Genomic DNA, 25593 nt, shown 5'->3' with positions numbered 1-25593 from the left:
TGCTCCTCAGTCACGCTTGCAGTTCGAGTTGTCGATACGCCGAGTAGTCACCTGAGGCACCCCGCCGGAGAGAGGGTTGCCGACCAGCAAGTCAGGGCTTTGCGCTGGTACTCATTACTCAAGAAAAACGTAACATCCACGGGCACCGGGCTGCACTTGCGGGTGGCTGCACCGTCGTCATGTTGCGTAATCGGCGGCTGATCCACTAACGGTCCTTGAGCGCCCGCACCGCCGCGCCGACAGTGGGGTAGAAGTGGTCCGGCGTAAACCGGGCCGCCGTGCCGAGGCGGATCAACTTGTCCTTCACAGGCCCTTTGAGCTCGGCAAACACCAGATCCACTCCTTTTCGGGCCAGCCATTCGTCCAGGGTTACCAGGTCATCCAAAGCTGTGGTGTCGATCCCGGTGATGGGCTCGGCGGCAAGGATGATGTGGGTGATGGGTTCCGCGGACTCATCCGGGGCCTCGTCGAGTTGATCCCTCACAAAGCTGGCCAGAACCTGTCCGTTGCCGAAGAACAGGGGAGCATCGAACCGGAGGAGCAAGAGCCCGGGGATGCGCTTGCCCTCCGGGTGGCGTTCAAGGTCGTGATACCCGGGAAGGCCTTCCTCGGAGCCGAGTTCGGTTCGATACGGGTCCCATGCCCTGCGGACAAAATCCAGGAGTGCCAAGGCGATGGCCACCACGATTCCCTGGAGCACACCCACCGTCAGGACGCCCAGGAACGCGGCCAGCATCACCACGGACTCGCTGCGGCTCAGCCGCATGAGCCGTCGGACGCCGGCGGGATCCGCGAGGGCAATGGCTGCGGCGATGACGACGGCGGCCAAGGTTGCCGACGGCAGGTACTCGGTTACGCCCGGAGCCAGCAGCATGAACGCCAGCACCAGCACGGAGCCCACCACACCTGTCATCTGCGATTTTGCGCCGGCATCCACGGCCACCGGTGTCCTGGAGGTACTCCCTGAGATGGGGAATCCGCCCAAGAGGCCTGTGGCAGCATTGGCTGCTCCCAGCGCTGCCATCTCCCTGTTTCCGGAGACCCTCTTCCCTTCCTTGGCTGCCAATGTTTGAGACAACACGCCAGTGTCAGCGAAAGCCATGAGCGCGATGCCTGCGGCGGCGGGGAGCAGCATCAGGGCGTCGGCCCAGCCAATACCTCCGAGTGCGGGCATGGGCAGGCCCTGCGGCAGGACGCCGGTGACTTTCACGTCGTCGTTGAGCCCTAAGACCGCGGTCGCCACGCACGAGCCAACCACTGCCAACAGAACGCCCGGTACCTTCCATTTCAGGAGCCGGGGGATCCAGATGAGAGCCAGCGACCCCACTCCCAACAACAGCGCGGTGATGTTGACCCCGCCGCCCAGTAACCCGGTGGTGACCTTCGCGAGCTTTTGCCAGATATCGCCGTCGGCCTCAATCCCTAAAAACGCCGGGAGTTGCGAAAGGGCCACCAGCAGTGCGATTCCGTTGAGGTACCCGAGCCGGATGGGTTTGGACAGCAGGCCGGTGATGGCACCGAGTTTCAGGGCGGAGCCGGCGATCATGATCACCCCGATCAACACAGCCAAAAGCCCGGCGAGTGCCACTGATCTCTCGCTGCTCCCCGCTGCAAGCGGCACAATAGCGGCAGCGATCATGGGGGCAAGGGATGAGTCGGGCCCCAAGACCAGAATGCGGGAAGGCCCCACCATGGCGTAGACCAACAACGGAACTACAGTGGCGTAGAGCCCGGTGACGGGAGGAAGGCCGGCCGCCTGTGCATAGGCCATCCCGGCCGGTACCAACAAGGCAAACAGGGCAGCACCCGCCACGGCATCGTGCCGCAACCATTCGAGCTTGTACCCCTTGAGCGCCCAGACGCCCGAAAGACGGTCCTTCACTGAAGTGCGGGTGGGTGAACTCATACAGCGATCATTCCCGACCCCTGCTGTTAGTGGAACTCGACATACGCCTTATGTGGAAAATGCGGACCGTCTCCAGCCGCGTTCAAATGTGACGCCCCGGGAGCATAATTGACCCAGTACGTCCCCCTGTAACTTCGCATGAAATCAGGTCGCGGTGAACGGACAGAGCAGTTCTACACTCAAGCCCATGCTGCATTTTGGATGGTTTGTGGGCCACGGATTCGGTGTCCAGGGCTGGGGGACGCCCGGTTACGGACTGGGCTACGACTGGAAAAAACCCGCCCTGTACCAGGACGCCGTCCGGGCGTTCGAACAATCCGGGTTGGACCTCTTCATCATCGAGGATTCCCTCACCGTGCCGGACACGTACGGCGGATCGGCGGAGGTGTCCCTGGCTCATGCCTCCTTTGCGCCCAAACACGATCCGCTGGCGCTGGTCCCGTATCTGCTTTCCGCCACCGAGCACCTGGGAATCGTGCCGACGGTCAGCGCCTCGTTCTACCCGCCCTTCACTGCCGCCCGGCTCCTCGCCACGTTGCAGCACTTCTCCGAGGGCCAGGTGGGCTGGAACGTGGTCACGTCCGGCAGCGACCTTGCCGCCCGGAATTACGGGATGGACCAGCAGATTGAACACGACCTTAGGTATGAGAAAGCGGAGGAATTCGTCGACGTCGTCAGGCGGCTCTGGCGGAGTTGGGAACCTGGCGCCGTGCTTGAGGACGTCTCCGCAGGGGTGTTTGCCGACCACACCAAGGTGCACCCGATCAACCACGACGGTGAGTTCTTCAAGGTCCGCGGTCCGCTGAACACGGCGCCGCTGCCGGAGGAACCCGTCCTGGTCCAGGCTGGCGCCTCTCCCCGGGGCAAGGCGTTCGCGGGTGGCCATGCCGATGTGGCCATCGCGTTGGCCCGTGGTGTTGACGGCATGAAGTCCTATCGTGACTCGATTCGCGCGGAGGCCGCCAAAGCCGGCAGGAACCCCGACGACGTCAAGGTACTTTTTGTCCTGAAGCCCACTGTGGTTGGTTCTCCTGCCGAAGCCGAGGAGTTGAGGGCGCGGCGTCGTGAGCTCACCCAGCGCGACATCGACAGCCAGCTCAACTCCATCTCCTACCTGTCGGTGATCGACTTCAAGCAGTTTGACCTGGACGCGCCTCTCCCGGAGCTGAGTACCAACAGCAACCAAGGGACGTTGGAACACTTCGCCAAGGCGGCGCCTCCCGGTTCCACTTTGCGTGAGATCCTGCAGGCCCGGAGCGGCGGGGCAGGGGATTCGATCATCGGTACGGTGGGCGAGATTGCCGACTACCTTGAGTCCACCGGCTCCGAGGTGGGCGGCGACGGGTTCCTCTTCTCCGGCTTCGTGGACCCTGTGACGGTGCACGGTGTGTTGGACAAGCTCACCCCTGAACTTCGGCGGCGAGGCTTGTTGAGGAAGAGCTACGGCAACGGCGGGTTCCGCCAGAATCTCCTGGACTTCTGATGGGGTCTTCCGAACCGCGGACTCTCGTGCTGGGAACGGCTCCGGTGCGTGCCGAGGACGTGGCATTGGCTGCCTCCAACCCGGCGTTTCACGTGGAACTCAACCAAGATGCGTTGTCTTTAATCGGTCGCTCCCGTGATGTGCTGGAGCGCACCGCCGCCTCCGGTCAGCGGGTTTACGGACTCAATACCTTGCTCGGATCCGGTCGGGACACCGATGTGGAGGAGAAGTCGCTCCTGACCTATCAGGTCCAGGTGGTCAGGTATCACAACAGCGGAGTGGGTTCGTACTTGGACCGCCCCGCTGCCCGAGCCGTGATCCTCGCCCGGCTTGTCGGCTTCAGCCGCGGCGGTTCCGGCGTGCGGCCCGAAACAGCAAACTTCTATGCCGGGCTCCTCAACCGGGGCGTCCTGCCCGCCATTCCGCGCGAAGGGTCGGTGGGCTCGTCGGACCTCACCCAGCTGGCCGCCGTCGCCGCCGTCGCCATCGGTGAGGGCGAGGCCTTCGATGCCGACGGCGCCTTGGTTCCGGGAGCCAAAGCGCTCGCCGATGCCGGCCTTCAACCCCTCGTCCTCGCGCCCGGCGAGGCGCTCGCCTTGGTGAGCGCCAATGCGTATTCCGTCGGCGCCGGAACCCTCGCCTTGCTGCGGTTGCAGCACCTGGCCAAGCTGGCCGACGTCGCGCTTTCCCTCTCGCTGGAATCCATTGCAAGGTACGACGGCGGCGGGAACCTCAGCCCGTTTTCGCCGGCCATCCAGGCGGCCAAGGCGGTTGACGGTCAAGGTGATTCGGCTGCAGCTGTGCGTCACCTGCTCAGCGGTGGCTGGATGGAGGATGTGCGTCCCGAGGTGTCGGTGCAGGATGCGTTGTCCTTCCGGGCCGCACCGCAGACGCACGGGGCGTTTCGATCCCTCGTGACGCAACTCGGTGTTGCGTTGGAGGTGGAACTGAATGGTCGCGGCGACAATCCCTTGGTGGATGTCGAATCCGGGCTCATGGTGTCCGGCGGAAACTTCCAGCCGATGCAACTGGCTCTTGCGTTCGAAGGTCTGAGGGTGGCGTTGGCGCACGTGGGGATTTCCAGCGAGCGGCGCATCGCCAAGCTGTATCCGCCGCAACGGGCCATCCGGGCCAGGCACTTGAAAGCAGCATCGACCCAAGTCTCCTCTGCGGGGTCTGGAACCGGGCCCGGATCGGAATCCAGCCCGGCCTCCGCGCTTGCCCAGGAGGAACTGCCGGGGCTGTTGTGGTACTCCGCGGCAGGGCTGTTGGCCGAGCTCAAGTTCCTGGCCGCCCCGGCCACCCTTGGCGCACCAACCTTGTCCGCCGACGTCGAGGACCACTCAACATTGGCCCCCCTGGCCCTCCAGCAACTCGAAAAGTCGGTGGAGGTCCTGGAAAAGCTGTTGACGATCGAGGCGGTGACGGCGTCCTATCTGCTGCTCGAAGCGGGAGCTGCGCAACCGCTCGGGAAGGGGACGGGCGTCGTCGTGGGTCGACTCGCCGATGTGCTGGCCGACAGGCCATCGGCGCCGGACCTTGTAGAACGGGCACGGACTGAACTGCGCGGCGCCGTGGATCAGGTTTTCCCGGAATCAGAAGACGGGGGTGGGTCGTGGTGAGTGCGGCGATTCGTCAGCATGGAGTTCACGCATCCGCCCGGCTGCCGGACGGGCTGGACGCCTCCATCCTGGACAAAGTGGGCAACACGCCACTGGTGAAGTTGGCGTCGCTGGGCCGTGGACTGGGCAGCGCCATCCACATCAAGCTTGAGTCCGAAAACCCCGGCGGCTCCATCAAAGACCGCACCGCCCTCAGCATGGTTCGGGCGGCCGAGCGGTCCGGGGAGCTGAAGCCGGGGGCCACCATCGTGGAGAGCACCTCGGGCAACACCGGGATCGGACTGGCGCTCATCGGCCACCTGACCGGACATCCCGTGGTGGTGGTGACTGGCGATACGATCTCCGAGGAGAAGCTCGCAGCGCTGCACAACTACGGCGCCCGCGTGATCCTGACCGATTGGAATGCGCCGTCGGAGTCGCCCGAGAACGCCCGGGCCGTGGCTGCGCGGATCACGGCCGAGACGCCTGGTGCGTGGCGGCCCATGCAGTTCGATAACCCCGCCAATCCCATGGCCCACTACGAAACCACCGGCCCGGAAATCTGGGATCAGGCCGGGGGCCTGATCACGCACTTCGTCGCGGGCATCGGAACGGGCGGGACCATCAGCGGGAACGGGCGGTTCCTGAAGGAACAGGTAGCTGCCCTGCGCCCGGGCGGACATCTGGAAGTTGTTGGCGCCGACCCCTACGGCTCTGCCTACAGCGGCGGCCATCCCGGCGAGATCCTGGTGGACGGCGTGGGAAACTCCTGGCCGGAACCCGAGTGGCCCAAGGCCTTCGACCGTTCCATCGTGGACCGCTTCCTCCGCATCCCCAACGACGAGGTTTACACCACCGTTCACCGGCTCCTCGAGGAGGAAGGGCTCGCGCTCGGTCCGTCCTCCGGGCTCGCTGTCGCCGCCGCCATCCGGGTGGCACGCGCCGCGCCTCACGGCTCGGTGGTGGTTGCCATAGCGCCCGACGCCGGAACGAACTATATGAGCAAGGCCTTCAACCCGGTGTGGCTGGCAGAGCACGGCATCCGGCTCGCCGCCGACGCACCTGCCGCCCGCGAGTAGAAACCCCTCTCACGTCCCGCGGGTTTGGGCCGGACCCTCGCTCACCCAAGGTGCCCGGCCCCTTTGCGTTAGGCTCCAACCATGCCTGAACAGGAAACAAAACCACGTCTTGCCGGCTATCTGGACAAGCAGCAACCGGATCTATATGCGACTCTGAGCCACTACTCCCAGCAGCTCGTAGACGAAGCTGACCGGCTGGGTATTCCGCGCCGGACCCTTGAACTCATCAACTATCGCTGCTCGCAAATCAATGGGTGCGCCTTCTGCCTGGACCTTCACCATCGTCGGGCCCTGAAGTACGGCGAAACGGAACAGCGTTTGTCATTGGTGGCTGTCTACAAGGAAGTGCAGCTCTTCGAGCCCGCGGAAGTGGTTGCGATGGAAATTGCAGAGCAGATCACCCGGATGAGCTCGTCGCGGCCCAGCCCTGAGCTCTTCGAACAGGCCCGGCAGCACTACACGGATGAACAGATCAGCGTGCTCTGCATGGCCGCCATCGGAATCAACGCCTTCAACCGCCTGTCCATTTTGAGCGAGCACCCGGTCCGCGCAGCCAAGAAGTAGGCCCGGAAAATACAGCCCGGTGAATAAGGGGCGTGCCTCCACCACCAACTTTGGAGGGCAAGGCCTGTTCAACACACCCCTTGCCCGGCGTGTCAGGGCTGCCTGGGTTCTAATGTGGGTGGCGGCGGTCCGGGCGGTGGGGCGTCCTGGCCCCCTTTGAGACTGAATCAGCCCCTGGTCAACCCGCAAAGGTTGTCCAGGGGCTGATCTGCGCTCACACCAGGTCAGGAAGCTACGGACCAGGAAGAGCTACGCGTCCACGGCCTTCTTGAGCGACCGTCGTCGGCCGTACTTGAAGTAGAAGACGGCGTAGCAGGCGCCCACGAACGGAACGCCGAACAACAGGGCTGCTACTTGGTTCGGGTCGAACGCGATGCCAATCAGGGACACCAAGCACAGAGCGAAGGCCAGGATCGGGACCAGCGGGAACAATGGCGCCTTGTACGGGAGCGTGCTGAGGTCACCGCCGTTCTTGATGAAGGTCCGCCGGTAAATGAAGTGCGATGCCACGATGGACATCCAGACACCCACGGTGGCGAAGCCGGCCACCGAGACGAGCACGAGGTAGACGGTGGCCGGTGCCACAACACTGCTGATCAACGACGCCAGGCCGCCAAGCATGCTCACGCAGAGCGCCACCATGGGGATGCCGCGCTTGGTGAGTTTCTTGAAGACCTGCGGTGCGTGGCCTTCGTCAGCCAAGGAGAAGAGCATGCGGGCGCAGGAGAAGAGGCCGCAGTTGCCTGCGGAGAGCAGCGCCGTGATGATCACAAAGTTCATGATGTCCGCGGCGTAGGGGATGCCCAGCATGGAGAAGACCGTGACGAACGGGCTTTCGTCCACGCTGACCTTTTCATAGGGGATGGTGGCCGCGATGACAGTGATCGCCCCGACGAAGAAGATCATGAGCCGGATGACCGTGGTTCGCATGGCTTTGGGGATGTTCGCACCGGGGTTGGCCGTTTCGCCCGCGGCCACGCCGATCAGTTCCGAGCCGGAGAAGGCATAGAAGACTGCCAGGCAGGTCACGAACACGCCGGTGAAGCCGTTCGGAAACAGACCCTCCGGCGTGCTGAAGTTCTCTCCGAAGGAGGGGTACTCGCCCGCGGCGAGTGGATGGAAGCCCGCCAGTGCGGCGCCACCAAGGATGATCAGGCCGACGACGGCGGCGACCTTGATGAGCGCGAACCAGAACTCCGATTCGCCAAACACACGCGATGAAATGGCATTCAGTGTGAATAGGACGGTGGCGAAGACGAAGCACCAGATCCAGACGTCGACGCCCGGGAACCAGCGTTGCATGAGGAGCCCGGCCGCTGTAAATTCCGAGCCCAGGGCCACAGCCCAACAAAGCCAGTACAGCCAGGCAGTGGCGAATCCCGTGGCGGGGCCGATGGTCCGGGCAGCATAAATGTGGAAGGCGCCGGAGACGGGGAACGCAACAGCGAGCTCCCCGAGACAGGCCATCACCAGGTAAACCACTACGGCGCCGATGAGGAACGCCAGGACGGCGCCCAAAGGGCCGGCTGTGGCAATGGTGTATCCGGAACTTACGAACAGGCCTGATCCGATGACGCCGCCCATGGCGATCATGACCAGGTGCCGGGCCTCCATGGACCGGCGCAATCCTGTTTGTGAGGCGTCAGTGCGGGACTGTGCCTCGGTTGCCGATGCTTCGGCTTCTGTGGGGGAGCTGAGTCCCATATTCCCTCCGGGAAGTTAGCCAGCAAAGTCTGAAGTAGTACCAGCCGGACGTGATCCAACTAACACGAGTACAAGATTCATCACATGACGAATGACCATTTCAAGGAGGATAAGCAGCGCGATTGAACGCGCAAACAGCTCCCGGCCGAGGCTAAGAGTTCCTAATCATTAAGTCATGCGAGCGATTACTCTGCTTGTTATCTGTTAGGTTCCACGCGGAGCCCCATAAGGAGAGCCCGCAGAAAAACGACTTATTCGATTCCCGCAAACAGATGGTTCAGCTCAGCAGTGAGCTGTTTGCGCACCTCGGGCGTGCCGATTTCCTTACCGTTGATGTGGTTCACAGGCGCGATCAACCGGATGCTGGAAATCAGCCAGACGGCATCGGCATCGAACAGGTCCTGCGGCTCCAAGGGGCCATAACCAAGTTCCCAGCCAGCGGCCTTCGCTGCGGCGAACAATGCGCCCTGCGAGGTGCCCGGGAGGATGCCGCTATCTAGCTGGGGAGTGATGAGGCGACGAACCGTCCGGACGGAACCGTCGCCGTCGTCGACCGTTTCAAGGTGCGCCAGCAACACGGTGGACGTCGGGCCTTCCAGGACCCGGCCGTCAGTGGAGGTGAAGATGGCGTCATCAGCACCCTGCTTGTGGGCGTAGCGGAGCGCCGCCATGTTCACGGCATAAGACAGCGTCTTCGCGCCCAGCAGCAGCCACGGCGCGCGCTCGCCCGCTTCGGTGTCGAAACCACGGTCCAAGAGCACGACGTCGATGCCCGTCTGCCGCTGACGGCGGCTGCCCGCTGGCGAGGGCGAAGCCTGGACCCAGCACGTGGGGCTCGCGGCACCTTCAACGCCACGGGTCACAATCAGCTTGACCACTACCTCGTCCTCTTCGGGCGTGGGGGCAGGGTGAACCTCGCGGAATTCGTTGATGGCTGTCTCGATGGCGCGACGCCAGACATCCTGCCCGGGAAGCGCCAGGTCCAGGGCTGCCGCGGAACTGCCCAATCGGTTCAGGTGGGCCTGGACTTTGCGGGGGCGGCCTTGCACAGCGAGGAGTGATTCGAACACGCCGTCACCTCGGGTGGCACCCAGATCCGTTGCCATGAGTTGTGGCTGGCTGGAATCGGCAATACGTCCGTTTTCGAAGGCGGGGTCCAGGAAAACGAGGACCGTGGGGGCAGGTGAAGTCATGGTCCCAGCTTAGTGCGGACCCGCTGGAGGGGACTTTGCCGGATAGGCTGTGGTCACTGTTGTTCATGAACTGTGGGGGTTTGTCGGGTGTTCTTTCCTTTTCCGTTTGGCCAGGAGTGGACCTGGTTGCTGGGTGCATGGGCCATTGCGGAAGTCATTATGCGCATTGTGTTGCTGGGTATCATTCCCGGCAACCGGCGTCCCACTACCGCCATGGCCTGGCTTTTGGCTGTGTTCCTCATCCCATCTGTCGGGTTCGTCCTGTTCCTGCTCTTCGGCAATTTCAAGCTGTCGCGGCGCCGGCGTGAGCAGCAGGAGGAGGTCAACCGCCGTGTTCGTGCGGTGACCTCCGATCTGGCTGATCCCGTCAGCGTCTATTCCGGGCCGGAATGGGTGAAGTCGGCCGGCGAGCTCAACCATAGGCTTGGATCGTTGCCCATGGTTGACGGCAACAAGGTGGAGCTGATCCCCGGTTACGAAGAGTCCATCAAAGCCATGGCTGAAGCAATCAAGGGCGCCAAGAGCTACGTCAACGCCGAGTTCTATATCATGAGCAGCGATTCCGTGACGGATGAACTGCTCACCGAACTGGAGAACGCGGCTGAGCGCGGTGTGACCGTCAGGCTGCTCTTCGACCACATCGGAACGTTGCGCGTCAAGGGATACCGCAGACTGATCCGCCGGCTGAAAGCAGGCAAGATCCAGTGGAAGCGGATGCTTCCGCTGCTGCCTATCCACGGACAATGGCGTCGCCCCGACCTCAGGAACCACCGCAAGATCATGGTGATCGACGGCGAGATTGCGTTCACCGGCTCGCAGAACTTGATTGAGCCTTCCTACAACAACCCCAAGCACCACAAAGTGGGCCGCAAATGGGTGGAGCTCATGTCCCGGTTGGAGGGCCCGATCGTGGCCACGCTCAACGTGGTGTTCGCTACGGACTGGCTCAGCGAAACCGACGAATCGCTGGAAGACCAGCTGCGCCTGCCCACCAAGCCGGCTCCGGGCCAAGTCACCGCCCAGGTAGTGCCGAGTGGACCCGGGTTCGCCACCGAAAACAACCTGCGCCTGTTCAACACGCTGATTTACTCGGCGCAGCACCGGATCTCCATCTGCAGCCCGTACTTTGTCCCGGACGATTCCCTGCTCTACGCCATCACCACAGCTGCGCAGCGGGGTGTTGACGTGGAACTTTTCGTCTCTGAGAAGGGCGATCAGTTCCTGGTCCACCACGCCCAACGCTCCTACTACGAAGCCTTGCTGGGGGCCGGTGTCCGGATTTACCTGTACCGGGCGCCGTACGTCCTCCACGCCAAGCACTTCACCATTGATGACGAGGTGGCCGTCCTCGGTTCCAGCAACATGGACATGCGCTCCTTCTCCCTGAACATGGAGGTCTCGGTGATGCTTTTGGGCTCCGAAACCGTGGACCTCATGCGCGCCGTGGAATCCACGTATCGCGAGGTGTCCCGTGAGCTTATGCTGGACGACTGGATGGATAGACCCCCGTTGGCCAAGTATGTGGATAACGTGGCCAGATTGACCGCCACGCTCCAGTAACTTCCCTGCAGCTGACGTCCTTCAGGCATCCCGGAGGGGCTGGCTGCGCAAAAACTCAGCCCGGGAAGTCGGCCCCCAGCGTGGACAGCACGCCGTACGCTTTGGTCCGGATTTCCTCGTACTCGTCATCGGCTGCGGAGTCCGCAGTGATGGCCCCGCCCACGCCGAGCGAGAGCGTTCTGCCGCCGTCGGCGTCAGGGTTGACCACCAAGGTACGGATCACCACGGCAAGGTCCGTAGCCGCGTTCAGGGAAAAGTAGCCAATGGCGCCCGAATAGATGCCCCGGGGCCCCGACTCGAGCTGGTCCAGGATGTCCATGGTGCTGATCTTTGGCGCGCCCGTCATGGAGCCGGCGGGGAAGGCCGCAGCCAAGGCTTCCGCGCGGGGTGCGCCCGGCTTCAGGTGCGCGTCAATGGTGCTGACCATTTGGTGGACGGTGGCGTAGCTTTCGATCGCGCACAGGCGGCTGACCGTCACGGAACCCGGGATGGCGAAATGGCTGAGGTCGTTGCGCAGCAGGTCCACGATCATGATGTTTTCGGCGCGGTCCTTCAGCGACGTCTCAAGGTCGTGCCGCAAAGCAGCGTCCTCGCCGGCGTCGGCTGAGCGGCCACGGGTTCCCTTGATTGGCTCCGCGCGCATACCGCCGTCGGACAGGATCCGGAGGAAACGTTCGGGCGACGTGCTCGCCACCACCAGGTCGCCGAACCGGAGGTAACTGGCGAACGGTGCCGGGTTCCGGCGTCGAAGGTTCAGGTAGCTGCGCCACGGGTCCAGATCCCCGGCAGGGGCTTCAAGGGTGGTGGTCAGGCAGATCTCGTACGAGTTTCCCTCGCTGATCTCGTGCTGGGAGTCCGCGATCTTGCGCTTATAGTCCGTCGCGGAGTCCCGGCTGACGAATTCCGGGACGGCATCTGACGCAAAGGCACCTGACGGGGCGGCACCGGAAGAGACGGCGCCGGAAGAAGCCGGAGCCGACCCGCCCGCAGCAGCCCCTACGGCGGTGCGGGCCGCGCGGAACCACTCGTCGGCGTCGGGCGCTTCCAGGGCGAGCAGCCAGACGGTCCGTTCCCGATGGTCCAGCACCACAGCCCGTCCGGCGAAGAGCAGTGCCGCGTCCGGGGTGTGGGAGGCGACATCGTTGCCGCCGGTTTCGCGTTTGAGCTCGTAGCCGAGGTATCCGAGCCAGCCGAGCATGAATTGGCCGTCGTAGCCCCGGGGCGCGCGGACTGCCCTGCGGCCCCAGACGGTGTCGAGCCACCGGAAGAACGGCCCGGAGGTGGTGACCGTGGCCGTGCCCGCGGTGATGTGGGTGATCCCGGAAGTGTGGCGCACCGACTGTCCGTACGTTCCGCCGTCGTCTGCCAGGATGCTGAAACGGCTGCGGGCGGCGGCCTGGGACCTGCCGGCGACGGCAGAGGCGTTGGAGGAATCGAGCCAGACAGCGTTGCCCGACCGGGCATAAAGGGATTCGAAGAGCAGCGCAGCGTCAGGGACAGCGTCCAGACGCTCGGAGCGCAACTGAAGGCCACGCCGTGCACTGAGCTCGGGTGACAAAATCGAAGCAACTGACTGCAGGTACATGAGGGCTTGCAGAACATCTTCCGGCGCATTGCCGTCGGCAAGGTTTTGCACGCGAATATCGGCAGCGCCGATGACCTGGTCGGTGGAAAGCCACTCGTCCTCCTGGGCTGCCCAGCTGTCCCAGTACGGTTCGTAGGTGCTTCCGTCCCGCGCCAACGCACGACGACGGCGATCGTCACCGGGCGCTTCCACCCACACCACGGCGTCCAGCATGGAACGGGCTGCGTCCGCCGCAGCGCCAACGCCCTCAACAATCACGATCTCGGCGGGCAGCGTGACGTTCAGTCCGCCGTCGTAGTGCCGTTCCCAGTCCCAGCTGGTCCATTCCGCGGCCTGGCCGGAGCTGAGCGGCGTCAGGACTGTGCCGACGTAGCGCTCGATGCCGGGCATGAGACCGTTCCAGCCGGGGTAGATGTCCTCCAGGTGGAACAGCGAAACCTTGTGGTGCTGCCGCAACCGTGCCGCCAGTTCAACGGCAAGTGTGGTTTTTCCTGCGCCGGACCTGCCGTCAACAGCGATGATCACGGGTGCAGGGGTCATGTCATAGAGGTTACCTGCTGGTGGTCGTTGTCAGCGGCGGCCTCCGCGGAGGCGATTGCTGCTTTGACGTACTCCACGATTCCGGGGTTGGCGGCTTTGATGAGCGTCCAGGTGTTGTCGAAGTCGGTGTGGCCGCCGTACCAGGGGTCTTCGATGCCGAGGTCCAGGGAGCTGCGTCCTTCCATGCGGGGATCGAAGCTGCGGAACATGCGCACTTTTTCGAGTGAAGCGCGGTCCGGCGCCCCTTCCTGGAGCCAGCCGAAATGGTCAACGTCCAGGGCAAGGATCAGGTCCCGCTCCGCGAACCATTCCTGCCGCCATTTACGGGCTACATGGTCCTCGGAAGCGATGTGCTGGGCTGTGAGGACACGTGCGGCCCGGGGGTCGATCGGATGCCCCACCTCGTACCCGGTGGTGCCCGCAGAGTCCACCGCTACGAGCTGGCCGAGCCCTTCCGCGTCGAAGGCTTCGGTGAGCATGAGCGCTGCCATGGGCGAGCGGCAGATGTTTCCGGTGCAGACCGTGATGATGCGGTATGGGCTCGTCGTTGAGTACATTCTGCAAGCATGATTGATGGCACCCCTTCTTGGCTAGGGGCCACTTCACAACTGAGTCACTTTTCGTGTCAAAGCTGTCACAGAGTGCGCGGAACGTGCCTAGGTAATGAGAGCGGAATCAGTGCTGGAGGCCTCGGCAGCCAGCGCTGCAGCGGCCAGATAGACGGTGCGGACGACGGCGGCGCGTCGCCTTTGCGCGCGGCCGGGGTCATTGCCTGCCATCAATCCATCGAGTGCCGGCAGTACGGGCGCGGCGTCGCAGAGGCTCACGATGGTGATGAGCAGGTCTCCGGCGTCTTCCCTGGAGATGCTGGGGAGGGCGGCGATGGTGCTGTTGACCTTCGATGCACAGTTGGCCATCCGCTTCGGCAGCCCGACAACCTCCGCGCCCCGCTCCAGCCCTTCCCAGAACAGGAGGCGTGGTGCCGTTGCGTCTTTCTGGTGGTGGTCGAAGAGCCGGCCGGCGTAGTCAGCCATGGCCTCCGGCCCGTTGCCTTCGATGGGTACTTCATCCATGAGTGAGCTCAGGGCGGCGACGATCACGGCGTCGAAAAGCGCATTCTTATTGCCGAAGTACTGGTAGATCCGCTCTTTGTTGACCCCGGCCTCTGCGGCAATGCGGTCGATGCGGGCTCCTGCAAGTCCGCGCGCGCAAAACTCGGACGTCGCTGCCTTGAGCAGCAGTCCTTTGGTTCGCTCTGTGTCCCACGCCATAGGGTCATATTACCAGTTTCCAACTGGATGGTTGTAATTGTGGGCGAGTGGGGATAGTGTGATCCCAAGCCAAAAGCAACCGTTTAGTTGGAGAATGCCATGACCACCCAAACAACCTCCCAAGCCGTCGTTGAACCCTCGGCGCCTGCAGCCCGCCCGCAAGGACCCTCAGTTCACATGCGGGCGCTCATTACCTGGCTCGCCATTTTCCCGCTGGTGTCCATCGGCATGCTGCTCCTCGGCCCCATCATGGAGCCGTTGCACCCGGTCCTTCGCGCACTGCTGCTCACGGCACTCGTGGTTCCCGCCGCGGTATACGTCGTGGTTCCGCGGCTCATGGCCGGCCACGGCGCCCTGTCCCGCAGGGCAGTGGAGCGCTCAGCACAACGAGCGGCCCGCAAGTCCTCTTAACCCCAAATAGGTAACAGCAAATGCTCCACCGAGGGCTCAGTGGAACGTTTACTGTTACCCAGTTGGGTGCCGCGGAGGGACTAAGCGCCCCGCAGCTGCTCGACGTCGGCGATGCCCGGGTACGCGGCCTGCGTGCCCTTCTTGGTTGCAGCCAACGCGGCGGCAACCGAGGCGAAGGACGCGGCATCGGCAAGGGATTCCCCGGCCGCCAAACGCGCAGCGACAGCGCCCGTGAAGGCGTCGCCGGCACCAGTGGTGTCAATCGCAGAAACACGCGTCGGGGCAATGCGGGTGATCTGGTCTTCAGCGCCGCGCGCCAACGAATCCAGGACCACGGAGCCGTGTGCACCGAGGGTCACCAAAACCCGCTGCAGTCCGCGGTCCGCGAACTGGCTCCGGACCGGTTCCCACGCCTCAACGCCAGCCTGAGCGTCCGGAATCTCCGCTTCGGCACCCAGGAACAACGACGCCTCATGTGCGTTGACCAACAGCACGTCGCTCAAGCCGGCCAGAACCTCCGGTACCTCCGCGTAAGGCGAGAGGTTGAGCAGAACTGTAGCGCCGGCGTCGTGCCCTGCTTGGGCTGCGGCCGTCACAGTATCAATCCCCACTTCCAAGCAGAGGCACACAACCGCCGCATCCTGGAAGGCGTCGGACGTGACGTCCGAGGGCCTCAGCGTGCCATTGGCACCGGCCGAGATGATGATGCTGTTCTCACCGCCCGCGTCCACGGAAATGACGGCGACGCCGGTGGCGACGTCGGAGCGTCGGACGCGTGACACGTCCACTCCGGCGCTGGCCGTCGAATCCAGGAGCATGGTGCCGTTGGGGTCCCCGCCGACGGCGCCGATCAGGCTGACCTGACCGCCGAGCTTACTGGCAGCCACCGCCTGGTTGGCGCTCTTGCCGCCGGGATTCACCGCGAAACCGTTGCCGTGAACTGTCTCGCCGGGTTGGGGAAGGCGGTCGCAGTAGATGGTGAGGTCTGCGTTCAGGGAGCCGACGACGACGATTCCCGCCTTGGGCGCGCTGGTCATGCGGTCACCTTCTGGTCCTCGGTCACTTCTGCGTCCACGGGCTTGGGGATCAACAGTGAGGCAGCGAAGGCGGCAAGTGTGATGGCCAGGCCCACCACCACAACGGTCAGGTAGGAAGCCTTGGCATCATTGAGCGAAGCCGTGGCCACAAGGACCGCAGGAAGGACCAGGAAGCTGAGCCCGGCGCCGAGGTTGAAGGCGCCCGCGTTCATGCCCGGCAGGAAGCCCGGGTTGCCCTGCGGCGAGAGGACCACGCCCAATCCGTTCAGCATGATGTTGACGGTACCTGCGTACATGATGCCCAACAAGGCCGTTCCCACGATCATCATGGGCAGGTTGTTCAGGCCGAAGAACGCGATGATCGCCAAGGCCGCGAGGCTGCCGAGCAGACCGATGCGCAGGACTTTGGTGTAGCCGAGGACGGGCGCCAGGCGGCCGCTGATCGGGCCGAACAGCCAACCCAGGAGGGCGTACGGGGTGAGGATGATGAGCGACATCTCGGTGGGTCCGACGCCGAAGCCTGGATCTGCAGCCTGAACCCAGGCGGGGACGATGCCATTGATGACTGCGAAGATGCCGGTCATCGTGAGGGTGGTAGTCAGCAGCGGTGCCCAGGTGGAGCGCTGGCGCAGGTGCACGGTTTCCACCATGGGCTGCTTGGCGCGCTTCTCCACAGTCCAGAAGGCGAAGAACGCGACGACGGCAATCACCGTGAGCACGATCGCGAGAGTCAGCGTCCCGGCGTCGAAGGCTGTGGCCAGCTTGGCGCCCTCGTTCAGGGCCGTCAGCAGTGCACCAACAGCGACGACGATGAAGAACACGCCCAGCCAGTCCATGGTGGTGCCGGCGGCAGGCTTGCTCTCACCGGCAAGGACGGCGATCAGGACGGTGGCTGCCAAGGCCAGTGCAACCATGAGCCAGAAGATGCTGCGGAAGCCGAAGTTCTCAGCGAAGTAGCCGCCCACGAACGAGTCGACGCCGGCCACGCCGCCGTTGACTGCCGTGATGAGGCCCATGAGCGTGCCGTACTTGCGCGGGTTGCTGACCGCTGAGCGGAGCATGATCAGGCACAGCGGAACCGTGGGTCCGCTGACGCCCTGGATGATGCGGCCCACGAAGAGCCACGTGACGTCCGGGGCCATCGCTGCGATGACCGAACCGACAGCCATCAGGAGCATCATGCCGACGAGGATCTTCTTGCGGCCCACGATGTCGCTCAGACGCGGGAGGAACAGCGAGAAGAGCGCTGCGGCCGTGAAGAACCACGTCTGGGACAGGCCGATGGTGGCCTGGTCCGTGTTGAGTTCGTTGCCCATGGTGACCAGGGCCGGGCTGAGCATGGAGGCGTTGAGCTGGAAGGCCACGCAGGCTGCCAGCAGGGCAACCATGAGGGCTGTGACGTTGCCGCGGGTGGCCTTGGAATCGGTTGCGGGGGAGGACATTACTTTGCCTCTCCTGCCAGGATGGCCTCTGCGGTGGCGTTAACTGCGGCGGCAGCGTCGGCGGCGTCGTGCGTTGGTTCGCCGATCCGTTCAATCGCATCGGTGACCAAGTCCCAGAACTTCTTGTGGTCCAGGTCGACGGCGACTGACGTGTGGCAGTCCTCGGGGGCCGGAGCGCGGAAGTCGGCAACGGTCATGCCGAGGGTGAGCTTGCCCTGAAGCTCAATGTCCACGGGGACCTTGCGGGTGGTCATGACGGTGGGGTCGATGACGTAGGCCACGGCGCAGGGATCGTGGACCGGCGGGAAATCGAAGCCCTGGGCGTCCTTGTAGGTCTTCTGGAAGAAGTCCATGAGCTCCATGACGAACTTGGCCGGCTTAGTGCCGATCTTTGCTATGCGGTCCACTACCTCGTCCGTGGCCAGCGCCTGGTGTGTGAGATCGAGGCCGACCATCACCACAGGCCACTTTTCGTTGAAGACGATGTGCGCGGCTTCGGGGTCGATGATGATGTTGAACTCCGCTACGGCGCTCCAGTTGCCCACGTGGTAGCCGCCGCCCATGAGGACAACTTCCTTCACGCGCTCCACGATGCGGGGCTCCTTGCGGGCGGCCATCGCAATGTTGGTCAGGCCCGCGGTGGGGACCAAGGTGACGGTGCCGGGCTCGTGTGCCATGACGGTTTCAATGATGAGGTCGACGGCGTGGCGCGGGTCCAGCTCGATGATGGACTCGGGCTGCTCCGGGCCGTCCATGCCGGAATCGCCGTGGATGCTGGGGGCTGTTTCGATGGTGCGGACCAACGGGCGGTCGCAGCCTGCGGCAAAAGGGACGCCGGTGATGCCGGCGATGGTTGCAACTGAAAGGGCGTTACGGGTGACCTTTTCCAGGGTCTGGTTGCCCACCACCGTTGTTACGGCCAGCAACTCGATGTCCGGGTTGCCGTGCGCCAGCAGCAACGCCACGGCGTCGTCATGGCCAGGGTCGCAGTCAAGAATGATCTTCTTGCGTGCTGGTGTCATGGTGTTGGGTTCCACGGTTCTCTCCACGTCATTGGGGCCTGCCAGGTACTTGCCCCGGGCAGGGCGCTAAGCATTCAGGGGAATTCTGGCACTGCTATGCGGGCTACGTCAAACGCTTAACGTTGCCACGGTGCCTGCATCGATGGGGTTACGTCAAGCGCTTGATGCCTTCTCGCAGGTCAAGGCGGCATGGGACCGCTACGATCGATGCATGGAATCCCTGGATCGGCGCCATGGCCGCGCGCCCCGTTCGCCGCGCGTGACGGCTGCGATGGTGGCCGCCCGTGCAGGCGTTTCGACGGCGACCGTCTCCCTGGTGGCGAACGGAAAAACCCAAGGGCGCGTCTCTGAGGACAACATCTCCCGGGTCCGCTTGGCTATTTCCGAACTCGGCTACGTGGTGGACAGCATCGGCAGTTCCCTGGCCCGCGGGGTCAGTTCGATCGTCATCCTGGTGACGCCGGACGTTTCCAACCCCTTCTTCGCCAACGTCATTGCAGGTGTGCGGGAATCCTTGGGCTCCCAGTACCAGCTGCTGCTTTCCGTGACCGACGCCGGTGAGTCACCGCAGGCTGACGATGTCCGCAAACTCCTGGCGCTACGCCCCGCCGGTTTGCTGGTGGGGGCGCCCAGCGCAGAGTTCCTGGAAGATCTGTCCGCGGCCGGCCCGTTGGTCCTGTTGGATGCACCCGGCCTTGAGTCCTACGCGCCATCCGTGAACCTTGACGTTGCCCAGGGCGCGCGGGAACTTGCCCGGCATTTGGCGTCCTCCGGTCACACCCGCGCCGCTTATGTGGATGGCGTGACCGGAACAACCACGTTCCAGTTGCGCCGCGAAGCCTTCTTGGCGGAGGCTGCTGCGTGCGGACTTTCAGTGGAGCCTGGCCATGTCATCAGTACCCCGATCGACGTCGGTGCTGCCGCCGCCGCGTTCGCCGATGCCTGGCCGGAGTGGCAGCGCGAGGGGGTCACCGCCGTCGTCTGCGGTACTGATACGCACGCTTATGGCGTCCTGCAGGAAGCGCGCGTTGAGGGTGTCCGGATCCCGGAGCAGCTGGCTGTGGCAGGGTTCGATGACCTGCCCTACTCGGCCACCAGCAACCCCAGCCTCACCAGCGTGCACTTGCCGGCAACGCCCTTGGGGCGCAAGGCGGGGGAGCAGCTGCGCGGGCTGATGGAAGGCCTGCCGCTGGACGAACCCCACGTGACACTCGAGAGCTCGCTGGTGGTTCGGGGCTCTACGTCTTTCAGCCAGGAGAGAGTGGACGAAGCTGGTCCTCGGAAACAGGGTTCGACACCGTGAAGTAGATCTGGGGAGCGGTCATATCGCCCCAATCTTCCTTTTTCACCCTTACTGCGTCAGGTGTCACTTCGGCGATCCGCACACGCAGCCACGCGCCGTCGTCGAGCAGTAACTCGTGCGGGTCGGCGAGGTAGCGCAGCCCGAGTTCGTCAAGAGTTTCCTCGGCGCTGAACCAGTCCACGATCTCAGTCCGCGCACGGCCCAGCAGGTCGATGGCCACAAAGCCATCATCCACAGGCTTCATCCAGCCCACGTGCTCGCCGTCGTCCGTGCGGCGGTGTTCGATCCAGTCCGGCTCCATGGCCTCGACGGTAGCACCACGTGCTGTCGAAGTGGCTAGTGGATGACTGCCAGCAAGATGCCAACGAGGACAAACAGGCAGCCGAAGACCCGGTTGAGGACCTGCTGACCGCGAACATCGTGGGTGAATCGCTGGAAGGATCGCGCTGCGAAAGCGAAGAAGAACCACATCACCAGGATGTCGATAATGATGACCGTAGTAGTCAGTACCGCATATTGCTGGAGCAGCGGCTGGTCCGGGCGGATGAACTGGGGCATGAAGGCCAGGAAGAAAACAATGGCCTTCGGGTTGAGCAGGTTTACCCAGATGCCGCGCTGGAACATGGACAGGGCGGACTCGTTCTTCTTGCTGTCCGCTGTCTCTTGGTCCAGATCCGGCTTGTGCAGGAACTGCCTGATCCCGAGGTACACCAGATATGCGGCGCCCGCGTAGCGAATGACGTTGAAGATCACCGGAGAGCTGGAAACCAGTACGCCAACGCCCAAAGCGACGATGACGATGTGGATGACCAGGGCCACCTGCTGACCCAGGATGCCCCAGATGGAGCGTCGGAAGCCGGAGTTGAGCGAATTGCTCATGGTGAAGATGGCTCCGGCGCCGGGAGTGAAACTGATCAGGGTGCCGGCACCAACCAGGGCCAGCCAAAGTGAAAACTGCACACCTCAGCTTATGCCCGTGAGGTGGGTGGTTTGGTCATGTGCCTTCACCACCCACTTTGGGGGCGGACCTCCCCGAACGCACCCGGAATTGGTTGATTCCTATGCCCACCAAAACCAAAGCAGGTGGTAGCCGTACAACTCAAGGCTGGAGCGGGAAGTTATCCAGCCCCCACGGGAGTAAGGCGGCAACGAGGGTCACAATAAGGGCTGGAGACGACCACTTTGCCAGTCGCTCCCTGGACGTGCTCGAAAGTATCGCTGTGGGGCCCCGGCCGGTGCTCGTTGCGAAATCCCCGCTGTAGGTCGATCGCAGGAGCGTTTCCACCTGCGGAATCAGTTGCCTCCTGACCGTCCTGGGCGAAAGTGGCCGCCTCCTGCTGAGAATGGAGGTAGCGGCTCTGAGATTTCTGTTGTCGCTGGGGATACCCAGACGAGCTGCCGCTCGAAGGAATCTTTGGCCTGAGACTGCCAAGTTCTCTTTGGAGTTTGAGGATGATGCAGGGCCAAAGACTCTTGCATGTTTCATCAAGTCCACCGCTGTCTGAAGGAGGTGCCGCCGACGCGATGAGATCATCTGGATCCAGTAGGCAAGTCCAGAAATCAGGGTGCCAAGATAGAGCGAGCCCAAGCATGGGAGTGCGAAAACCCACATGGGCGTTAGACGCTCAATTTGCGAGCAAATGGTCAACAACCAAATGAATGCCAGTAGGCTGGCGAAACCTCCAGCCGTGACAGTTGGTGCCAAGGACCTGTTGGTTTTTAGGTCTAAGACCAGTCGGCGTCTATCCGCGGCCAGATCTGGCAAGAAGCCGGAAACATCGTCCTGCCATCTCCGTTTAAGGGCGGGATAAAATTTCCAAGCATCGGTGGTGTTCGGCGCCTGCAAAACAAGACTCTGAGTTGCCCCGATGACAAAACCCATTAAGGCCAGTAATCCAAGTATGGATATAAAAATTATAGCCAAGGTCCCAGCTATTTCGACTTCGGCACTATTCAACTTGGTCGCTCACGATTGCTAAGTCCTTTGGTCGAGGATGGACGTCCCTTCTCTTATTCGTGTCCAAGATGGTGGTTTCATGACGGCGGGTGCCCAGGACGTGTTGCTTCACCACCTTCTTTGGGGGCTGACCTCCCCGAACGCACCCGGAATTGGTTGATTCCCGCGCCCAACAAAACCAAAGTAGGTGGGGAAGGTACAGCCAAGCCACCAAGCAATGAGGCAAACTGGTGCCGTGAGCGGAATCCCGTGGGTGCTGCACGTCGATCTGGACCAGTTCATTGCCGCTGTCGAGATACTCCGGCGGCCCGAGCTCGCGGGCAAACCGATCATCGTCGGAGGCCGGGGTGACCCCACGGAGCGGGCTGTGGTGTCCACAGCCTCCTACGAAGCCAGGGCGTTCGGCGTCGGCTCCGGAATGCCGCTGCGGATTGCTGCCCGGAAAGTGCCCGACGCCATCATCCTGCCGGTCGATCAGGAAGCCTACCTCGCGGCCTCGGACGTAGTGATGACCACCCTGCGCGCACAGCCGGGAGCCACGGTTCAAGTGCTTGGCTGGGATGAGGCATTTGTCGGCGTCGAAACTGAGGACCCGGACGCCTACGCCCGGCAGATCCAGGCGGCTGTCCTGGAGCAAACCCAGCTGCACTGCAGTGTGGGCATCGGTGACACGTTGGTCCGCGCCAAGAACGCCACGGATTTCGGCAAACCCGCCGGAATTTTCAGGCTGACCAAAGAGAACTGGCTGGACGTCATGGGCGGAAAGCCCACCAAGGAATTGTGGGGCGTCGGAAGCAAAGTGTCGCAACGGCTGGCGAAGCACGGAATCACCACAGTCGCACAGCTCGCCGCAACCGACCCCCAGGCCCTGGTCCCGGAGTTTGGCCCCAAGATGGGCCCCTGGTACGCGCAGTTGGGTCGCGGTGAGGGCTCCAGCGAAGTGGACGACACTCCGTGGGTCGCCCGGGCACACGGCCGCGAGACCACCTTCCAGCAGGACCTGACACAAACGGACCAAGTGAAGGACGCCATCAAGGAACTGACCGCCCGCGTCCTGGAAGACGTCGCAGCGGAGGGACGACCGGTGATCGGGCTAACCCTGAAAGTCCGCTACGCGCCGTTCTTCACCAAGACCTACGCCAGGAAGATTCCCGAGACTTTCGACAGGGAAGAAGTCTTGGCGCAGGCCTTGGACCTCACCGGAAAAATGGAGCCGGACCGTCCCATCCGGCTCCTCGGTTTGCGTGCAGAAATGTCCATGCCTGAGGAAGCCCGTAAGGGACACACGCCGACGCGCAGCGGCTGGTAACAGCAGAACGCCCGACGGCGGCCCTGCAACTACCAGCGCGGGTGGATCGCTTCGCGGAAGTATCGGTCGTAGATGTCCCGCACCCCTTCAGCCAAGCCTGTCCCAACAGACTGCAGCCCACCCGCTTCGGCATTCGCCGCTGCCTGCGAAGCGGAACGCGCACCGGGGATGACCGTGGTGACGCCGTCCTGGGCGATGACCCAGGCGAGCGCCGCCTGTGCGGTGCTGACGCCGTCGGGCACTAATCCGCTGAACTCCTGCGCGGCCTTGACGCCAGTTGCGAAATCGACGCCGGAGAAGGTCTCGCCGACGTCGAAGGATGAACCGTCGCGGTTGTAATTCCGGTGGTCGTTCTCAGGGAACTCGGTGTCCGGCGTGTACTTCCCGGACAGCAGGCCGGACGCTAGGGGCACCCTGGCAATGATGCCAACGCCCGCTTCCTTGGCTGCGGGCAGCACCTCGTCGAGGGGTTTCAGGCGGAAGGCGTTGAGGATGATCTGCACGGAAGCGGTGTTCCCGCGCTTGATGGCTTCGAGAGCCTCATCCGTGCGCTCGACGCTGACGCCGTAATTGCGGATGGCGCCTTCGCTGACCAAGGTGTCCAGTGCGTCGTAGACTTCGTCGCTGCTGTACACGGACGTGGGAGGGCAGTGCAATTGAACGAGGTCCAGGGTGTCCTGCTGCAGGTTGCGCCGTGAGCGGTCGGTCCAGGCCCGGAAGTTCTCCAGAGTGTAGTTCCCGTGGATTTGATCCACCCGACGGCCCATCTTGGTGGCGACCGTGATGTCCAGGTCCGGATTGGCGCGCAGGAAGCGGCCAATGAACTGCTCACTCCGGCCGTCACCGTAGACGTCTGCCGTGTCGAAGAAATTGACGCCGCCTTGGACGGAGGCTTCCAGGACGGCAAAGGCGTCCTCTTCGGTGACGGAACCCCAGTCGGCTCCGAGTTGCCAGGTGCCCAGTCCCACGGTGGAGACGGATCGGCCGGTCTTGCCAAGTATGCGCTGTTCCATGGGTTCGACTATAGGGGCTTATTGCTCGTCCAACCGCGCTACTTTCCCCATGAGGTACTTTCGTTCCGGCAGGTTTCCGGTCTTCTTGGCGGCGGCGAGGTACGCTGCGCGGGCCTCAGCGTAGGAGCCGGCCATCTCCAGTAGATGGCCTCGCACGGCGTCCAAGCGGTGGGTCCTGCCCAGCGCCGCGTCCAGGCCGACCAACAGCTCCAGCCCAGCGACGGGCCCATGAACCATCGCCACAGCTACCGCACGATTCAGCGTGACCACGGGACTGGGTGCGACAGCGTCAAGGACTGTGTAGAGGGCTAGAATCTGCGGCCAGTCAGTCTCGTCATCGGAGGCAGCTTCTGCGTGAACTGCAGCGATGGCCGCCTGAAGTTGATACGGCCCGGCCGCCCCACGCCCCAGCACGGAGGACAACAGTGCGATGCCCTCCTCCAGCTGTTCCCGATTCCACAGGCTCCGGTCCTGCTCCGCCAATGGCACCGGTGTTCCGTCCGGCAGGGCACGCGCCGCCCGCCGGGAATCGGTCAGCAGCATCAGTGCCAGCAGGCCGACGGCCTCGAGTTCCTGCGGTGCGACGGCCACCAGCAGGCGTGTCACCCGGATGGCTTCCGTGGTGAGCTCTTCGCGCTGCAGGGATGGACCCGAGCTTGCCGCGTAACCTTCGTTGAAGATCAGGTACAAGACGTGAAGTGCGACGCCGAGCCTCGCCTTGCGCTCGGACGCAGGCGGCATGGTGAAGGTGGCTCCCGCCTTCTGGATCCCCTGTTTCGCGCGGCTGATGCGCTGTCCCATGGTCGCTTCGGGGACCAGGAAAGCCGAGGCGATTTCCGCCGTCGTGAGTCCTCCAACTGCGCGAAGCGTCAAGGCGAGTTGCGATGGTGCAGTCAGGGCCGGATGGCAGCACAGGAACATCAGGGTAAGGGTGTCGTCTGCTTCAGAGACTGAACCTGCTTGGACATCGATGGCTGTGGCGCGTTCCTCCCGGGCGCGCCGGGCGCTTTCGCTGCGCCACATGTCCACCAGCCGCCGGGATGCGACAGCCATCAACCACGCCCTCGGGTTGTCCGGCAAGGCCATTGGCCACCGTAGGGAGGCTTCAAGGAGTGCCTCCTGGACGGCGTCCTCGCACGCATCGAACTGGCCGTGAGTCCTCGCCAGCGCACCGAGGACCTGCGGCGCCAAGGTGCGCAGCAGGTCCTCGATTCGTGCTTCCGGTGACGGTTGGGTCAAAGGCTAAACCTCCGGCGGTCCGTCCGGGATGGCGCGAAGCTCAACAACCTGCGAGTACTTCACAATGCTTGAACAGATCTCCACGGCGCGCTCCTCGCTCGCGACATCAACCACCCAATAGCCCACCAGCGATTCCTTGGCCTCGGCGTAGGGCCCCTCAGTGGTGATGACGCCGTCCGGGGTCTGCTTGACGAGCTTCGCGGTGCTGCCGTCGGCCAGTCCGGCGTTGAAAACGAGCTCGCCGGACTCGGTCAGGTCCTTGTCGATCTGGATCATGAACCCGATCATTTCCTTGATCCATTCCGGATCGGCGGTCGCCATCATGCCCTCGGCCGACCCGAACATCATGATCATGTATTTCATCTCAAACTCCT

Annotated in this window: 22 protein-coding genes and 1 riboswitch; of the genes, 8 read left to right on the top strand and 14 right to left on the bottom strand. The window is 63.5% G+C overall.

Features of this window, described 5'->3' with window-relative positions; all coding sequences use genetic code 11:
* Positions 1-7: 7 nt before the first annotated feature.
* Positions 8-119, bottom strand: a riboswitch (SAM riboswitch).
* An 86-nt stretch (positions 120-205) separates the two neighbouring features.
* Entirely contained in the window at positions 206-1906 is a 1701-nt protein-coding gene (locus tag ACIQLI_RS15065; RefSeq protein ID WP_400389951.1) for a SulP family inorganic anion transporter, read from the bottom strand.
* Between the two features lie 154 nt (positions 1907-2060).
* Between ACIQLI_RS15065 and ACIQLI_RS15060 the strand changes: the two genes are divergently transcribed.
* The 4 genes from ACIQLI_RS15060 (at position 2061) to ACIQLI_RS15045 (ending at position 6633) form a co-directional block, all read left to right on the top strand.
* Positions 2061-3389: an NtaA/DmoA family FMN-dependent monooxygenase gene (locus ACIQLI_RS15060; protein WP_400389948.1), complete on the top strand. Its 1329-nt coding sequence runs from the start codon at positions 2061-2063 to the stop codon at positions 3387-3389.
* Entirely contained in the window at positions 3389-5011 is a 1623-nt protein-coding gene (locus ACIQLI_RS15055) for an aromatic amino acid ammonia-lyase (protein WP_400389945.1), read from the top strand. Before ACIQLI_RS15060 ends, ACIQLI_RS15055 begins: the two co-directional genes overlap by 1 nt.
* Positions 5005-6069: a PLP-dependent cysteine synthase family protein gene (locus ACIQLI_RS15050; protein WP_400389942.1), complete on the top strand. Its 1065-nt coding sequence runs from the start codon at positions 5005-5007 to the stop codon at positions 6067-6069. Before ACIQLI_RS15055 ends, ACIQLI_RS15050 begins: the two co-directional genes overlap by 7 nt.
* A gap of 81 nt (positions 6070-6150) precedes the next feature.
* Positions 6151-6633 carry a carboxymuconolactone decarboxylase family protein gene (locus tag ACIQLI_RS15045; protein ID WP_400389939.1) on the top strand — a complete coding sequence of 161 codons (483 nt, stop codon included), beginning with the start codon at positions 6151-6153 and terminating at the stop codon, positions 6631-6633.
* Positions 6634-6882: 249 nt separating this feature from the next.
* Here ACIQLI_RS15045 and ACIQLI_RS15040 read toward each other — a convergent pair whose 3' ends face one another.
* Positions 6883-8337, bottom strand: coding sequence for an amino acid permease (locus ACIQLI_RS15040; protein ID WP_354227446.1), 1455 nt, complete (start codon positions 8335-8337; stop codon positions 6883-6885).
* A 251-nt stretch (positions 8338-8588) separates the two neighbouring features.
* Positions 8589-9530, bottom strand: a complete 942-nt coding sequence (locus ACIQLI_RS15035) for an aminodeoxychorismate lyase (RefSeq protein ID WP_354227448.1) — start codon at positions 9528-9530, stop codon at positions 8589-8591.
* A gap of 87 nt (positions 9531-9617) precedes the next feature.
* Here ACIQLI_RS15035 and cls point away from each other — a divergent pair, with 87 nt between their 5' ends.
* Positions 9618-11090 (top strand): cardiolipin synthase, encoded by a 1473-nt coding sequence (gene cls, locus ACIQLI_RS15030; protein ID WP_400389934.1) that lies wholly within the window; start codon positions 9618-9620, stop codon positions 11088-11090.
* A 55-nt stretch (positions 11091-11145) separates the two neighbouring features.
* On the opposite strand, the gene pabB is transcribed toward cls, so the two are convergent.
* From pabB to ACIQLI_RS15015, 3 genes are all read right to left on the bottom strand, one after another.
* Positions 11146-13215: an aminodeoxychorismate synthase component I gene (pabB, locus tag ACIQLI_RS15025; RefSeq protein WP_400389921.1), complete on the bottom strand. Its 2070-nt coding sequence runs from the start codon at positions 13213-13215 to the stop codon at positions 11146-11148.
* Positions 13212-13772, bottom strand: coding sequence for a low molecular weight protein-tyrosine-phosphatase (locus ACIQLI_RS15020; protein ID WP_400389918.1), 561 nt, complete (start codon positions 13770-13772; stop codon positions 13212-13214). The genes pabB and ACIQLI_RS15020 overlap by 4 nt, the downstream gene beginning before the upstream one ends.
* A gap of 99 nt (positions 13773-13871) precedes the next feature.
* A complete protein-coding gene (locus ACIQLI_RS15015; RefSeq protein WP_400389915.1) occupies positions 13872-14486 on the bottom strand; it encodes a TetR/AcrR family transcriptional regulator in 615 nt (204 codons plus the stop codon).
* Positions 14487-14585: 99 nt separating this feature from the next.
* Here ACIQLI_RS15015 and ACIQLI_RS15010 point away from each other — a divergent pair, with 99 nt between their 5' ends.
* Entirely contained in the window at positions 14586-14897 is a 312-nt protein-coding gene (locus ACIQLI_RS15010; RefSeq protein WP_400389912.1) for a hypothetical protein, read from the top strand.
* A gap of 80 nt (positions 14898-14977) precedes the next feature.
* On the opposite strand, the gene ACIQLI_RS15005 is transcribed toward ACIQLI_RS15010, so the two are convergent.
* From ACIQLI_RS15005 to ACIQLI_RS14995, 3 genes are read right to left on the bottom strand one after another with little or no spacing between them, the layout of a single operon-like run.
* Entirely contained in the window at positions 14978-15934 is a 957-nt protein-coding gene (locus tag ACIQLI_RS15005; RefSeq protein WP_400389909.1) for a ribokinase, read from the bottom strand.
* Positions 15931-17376: an MFS transporter gene (locus tag ACIQLI_RS15000; RefSeq protein ID WP_400389906.1), complete on the bottom strand. Its 1446-nt coding sequence runs from the start codon at positions 17374-17376 to the stop codon at positions 15931-15933. Before ACIQLI_RS15000 ends, ACIQLI_RS15005 begins: the two co-directional genes overlap by 4 nt.
* Entirely contained in the window at positions 17376-18398 is a 1023-nt protein-coding gene (locus ACIQLI_RS14995; protein WP_400390073.1) for a nucleoside hydrolase, read from the bottom strand. Before ACIQLI_RS14995 ends, ACIQLI_RS15000 begins: the two co-directional genes overlap by 1 nt.
* Before the next feature lie 211 nt (positions 18399-18609).
* Here ACIQLI_RS14995 and ACIQLI_RS14990 point away from each other — a divergent pair, with 211 nt between their 5' ends.
* Positions 18610-19701 (top strand): LacI family DNA-binding transcriptional regulator, encoded by a 1092-nt coding sequence (locus tag ACIQLI_RS14990; protein WP_354227464.1) that lies wholly within the window; start codon positions 18610-18612, stop codon positions 19699-19701.
* On the opposite strand, the gene ACIQLI_RS14985 is transcribed toward ACIQLI_RS14990, so the two are convergent.
* The gene (locus ACIQLI_RS14985; RefSeq protein WP_354227466.1) at positions 19646-20002 is read right to left on the bottom strand and encodes a hypothetical protein; all 357 of its coding nucleotides are present in this window, start codon (positions 20000-20002) and stop codon (positions 19646-19648) included. The genes ACIQLI_RS14990 and ACIQLI_RS14985 overlap by 56 nt on opposite strands.
* A 35-nt stretch (positions 20003-20037) precedes the next feature.
* Positions 20038-20661 (bottom strand): LysE family transporter, encoded by a 624-nt coding sequence (locus ACIQLI_RS14980; protein WP_400389901.1) that lies wholly within the window; start codon positions 20659-20661, stop codon positions 20038-20040.
* A gap of 1214 nt (positions 20662-21875) precedes the next feature.
* Here ACIQLI_RS14980 and ACIQLI_RS14975 point away from each other — a divergent pair.
* Complete coding sequence (locus tag ACIQLI_RS14975) at positions 21876-22967, top strand: DNA polymerase IV (protein ID WP_400389899.1); 1092 nt, start codon at positions 21876-21878, stop codon at positions 22965-22967.
* 29 nt (positions 22968-22996) lie between these two features.
* Here ACIQLI_RS14975 and ACIQLI_RS14970 read toward each other — a convergent pair whose 3' ends face one another.
* From ACIQLI_RS14970 to ACIQLI_RS14960, 3 genes are read right to left on the bottom strand one after another with little or no spacing between them, the layout of a single operon-like run.
* Positions 22997-23980, bottom strand: coding sequence for an aldo/keto reductase (locus tag ACIQLI_RS14970; protein WP_400389897.1), 984 nt, complete (start codon positions 23978-23980; stop codon positions 22997-22999).
* An 18-nt stretch (positions 23981-23998) separates the two neighbouring features.
* Positions 23999-25219 (bottom strand): RNA polymerase sigma factor, encoded by a 1221-nt coding sequence (locus ACIQLI_RS14965; protein ID WP_400389894.1) that lies wholly within the window; start codon positions 25217-25219, stop codon positions 23999-24001.
* Positions 25220-25222: 3 nt separating this feature from the next.
* Positions 25223-25582: a YciI family protein gene (locus ACIQLI_RS14960; protein WP_400389891.1), complete on the bottom strand. Its 360-nt coding sequence runs from the start codon at positions 25580-25582 to the stop codon at positions 25223-25225.
* Between the last annotated feature and the right edge of the window lie 11 nt (positions 25583-25593).

Source organism: Paenarthrobacter sp. NPDC091669 (assembly GCF_044756725.1).
GTDB lineage: Bacteria > Actinomycetota > Actinomycetes > Actinomycetales > Micrococcaceae > Arthrobacter > Arthrobacter bambusae_C.
The sequence above is the reverse complement of the archived record's forward strand: the minus strand, read 5'-3'. Positions and strand labels throughout refer to the sequence as shown.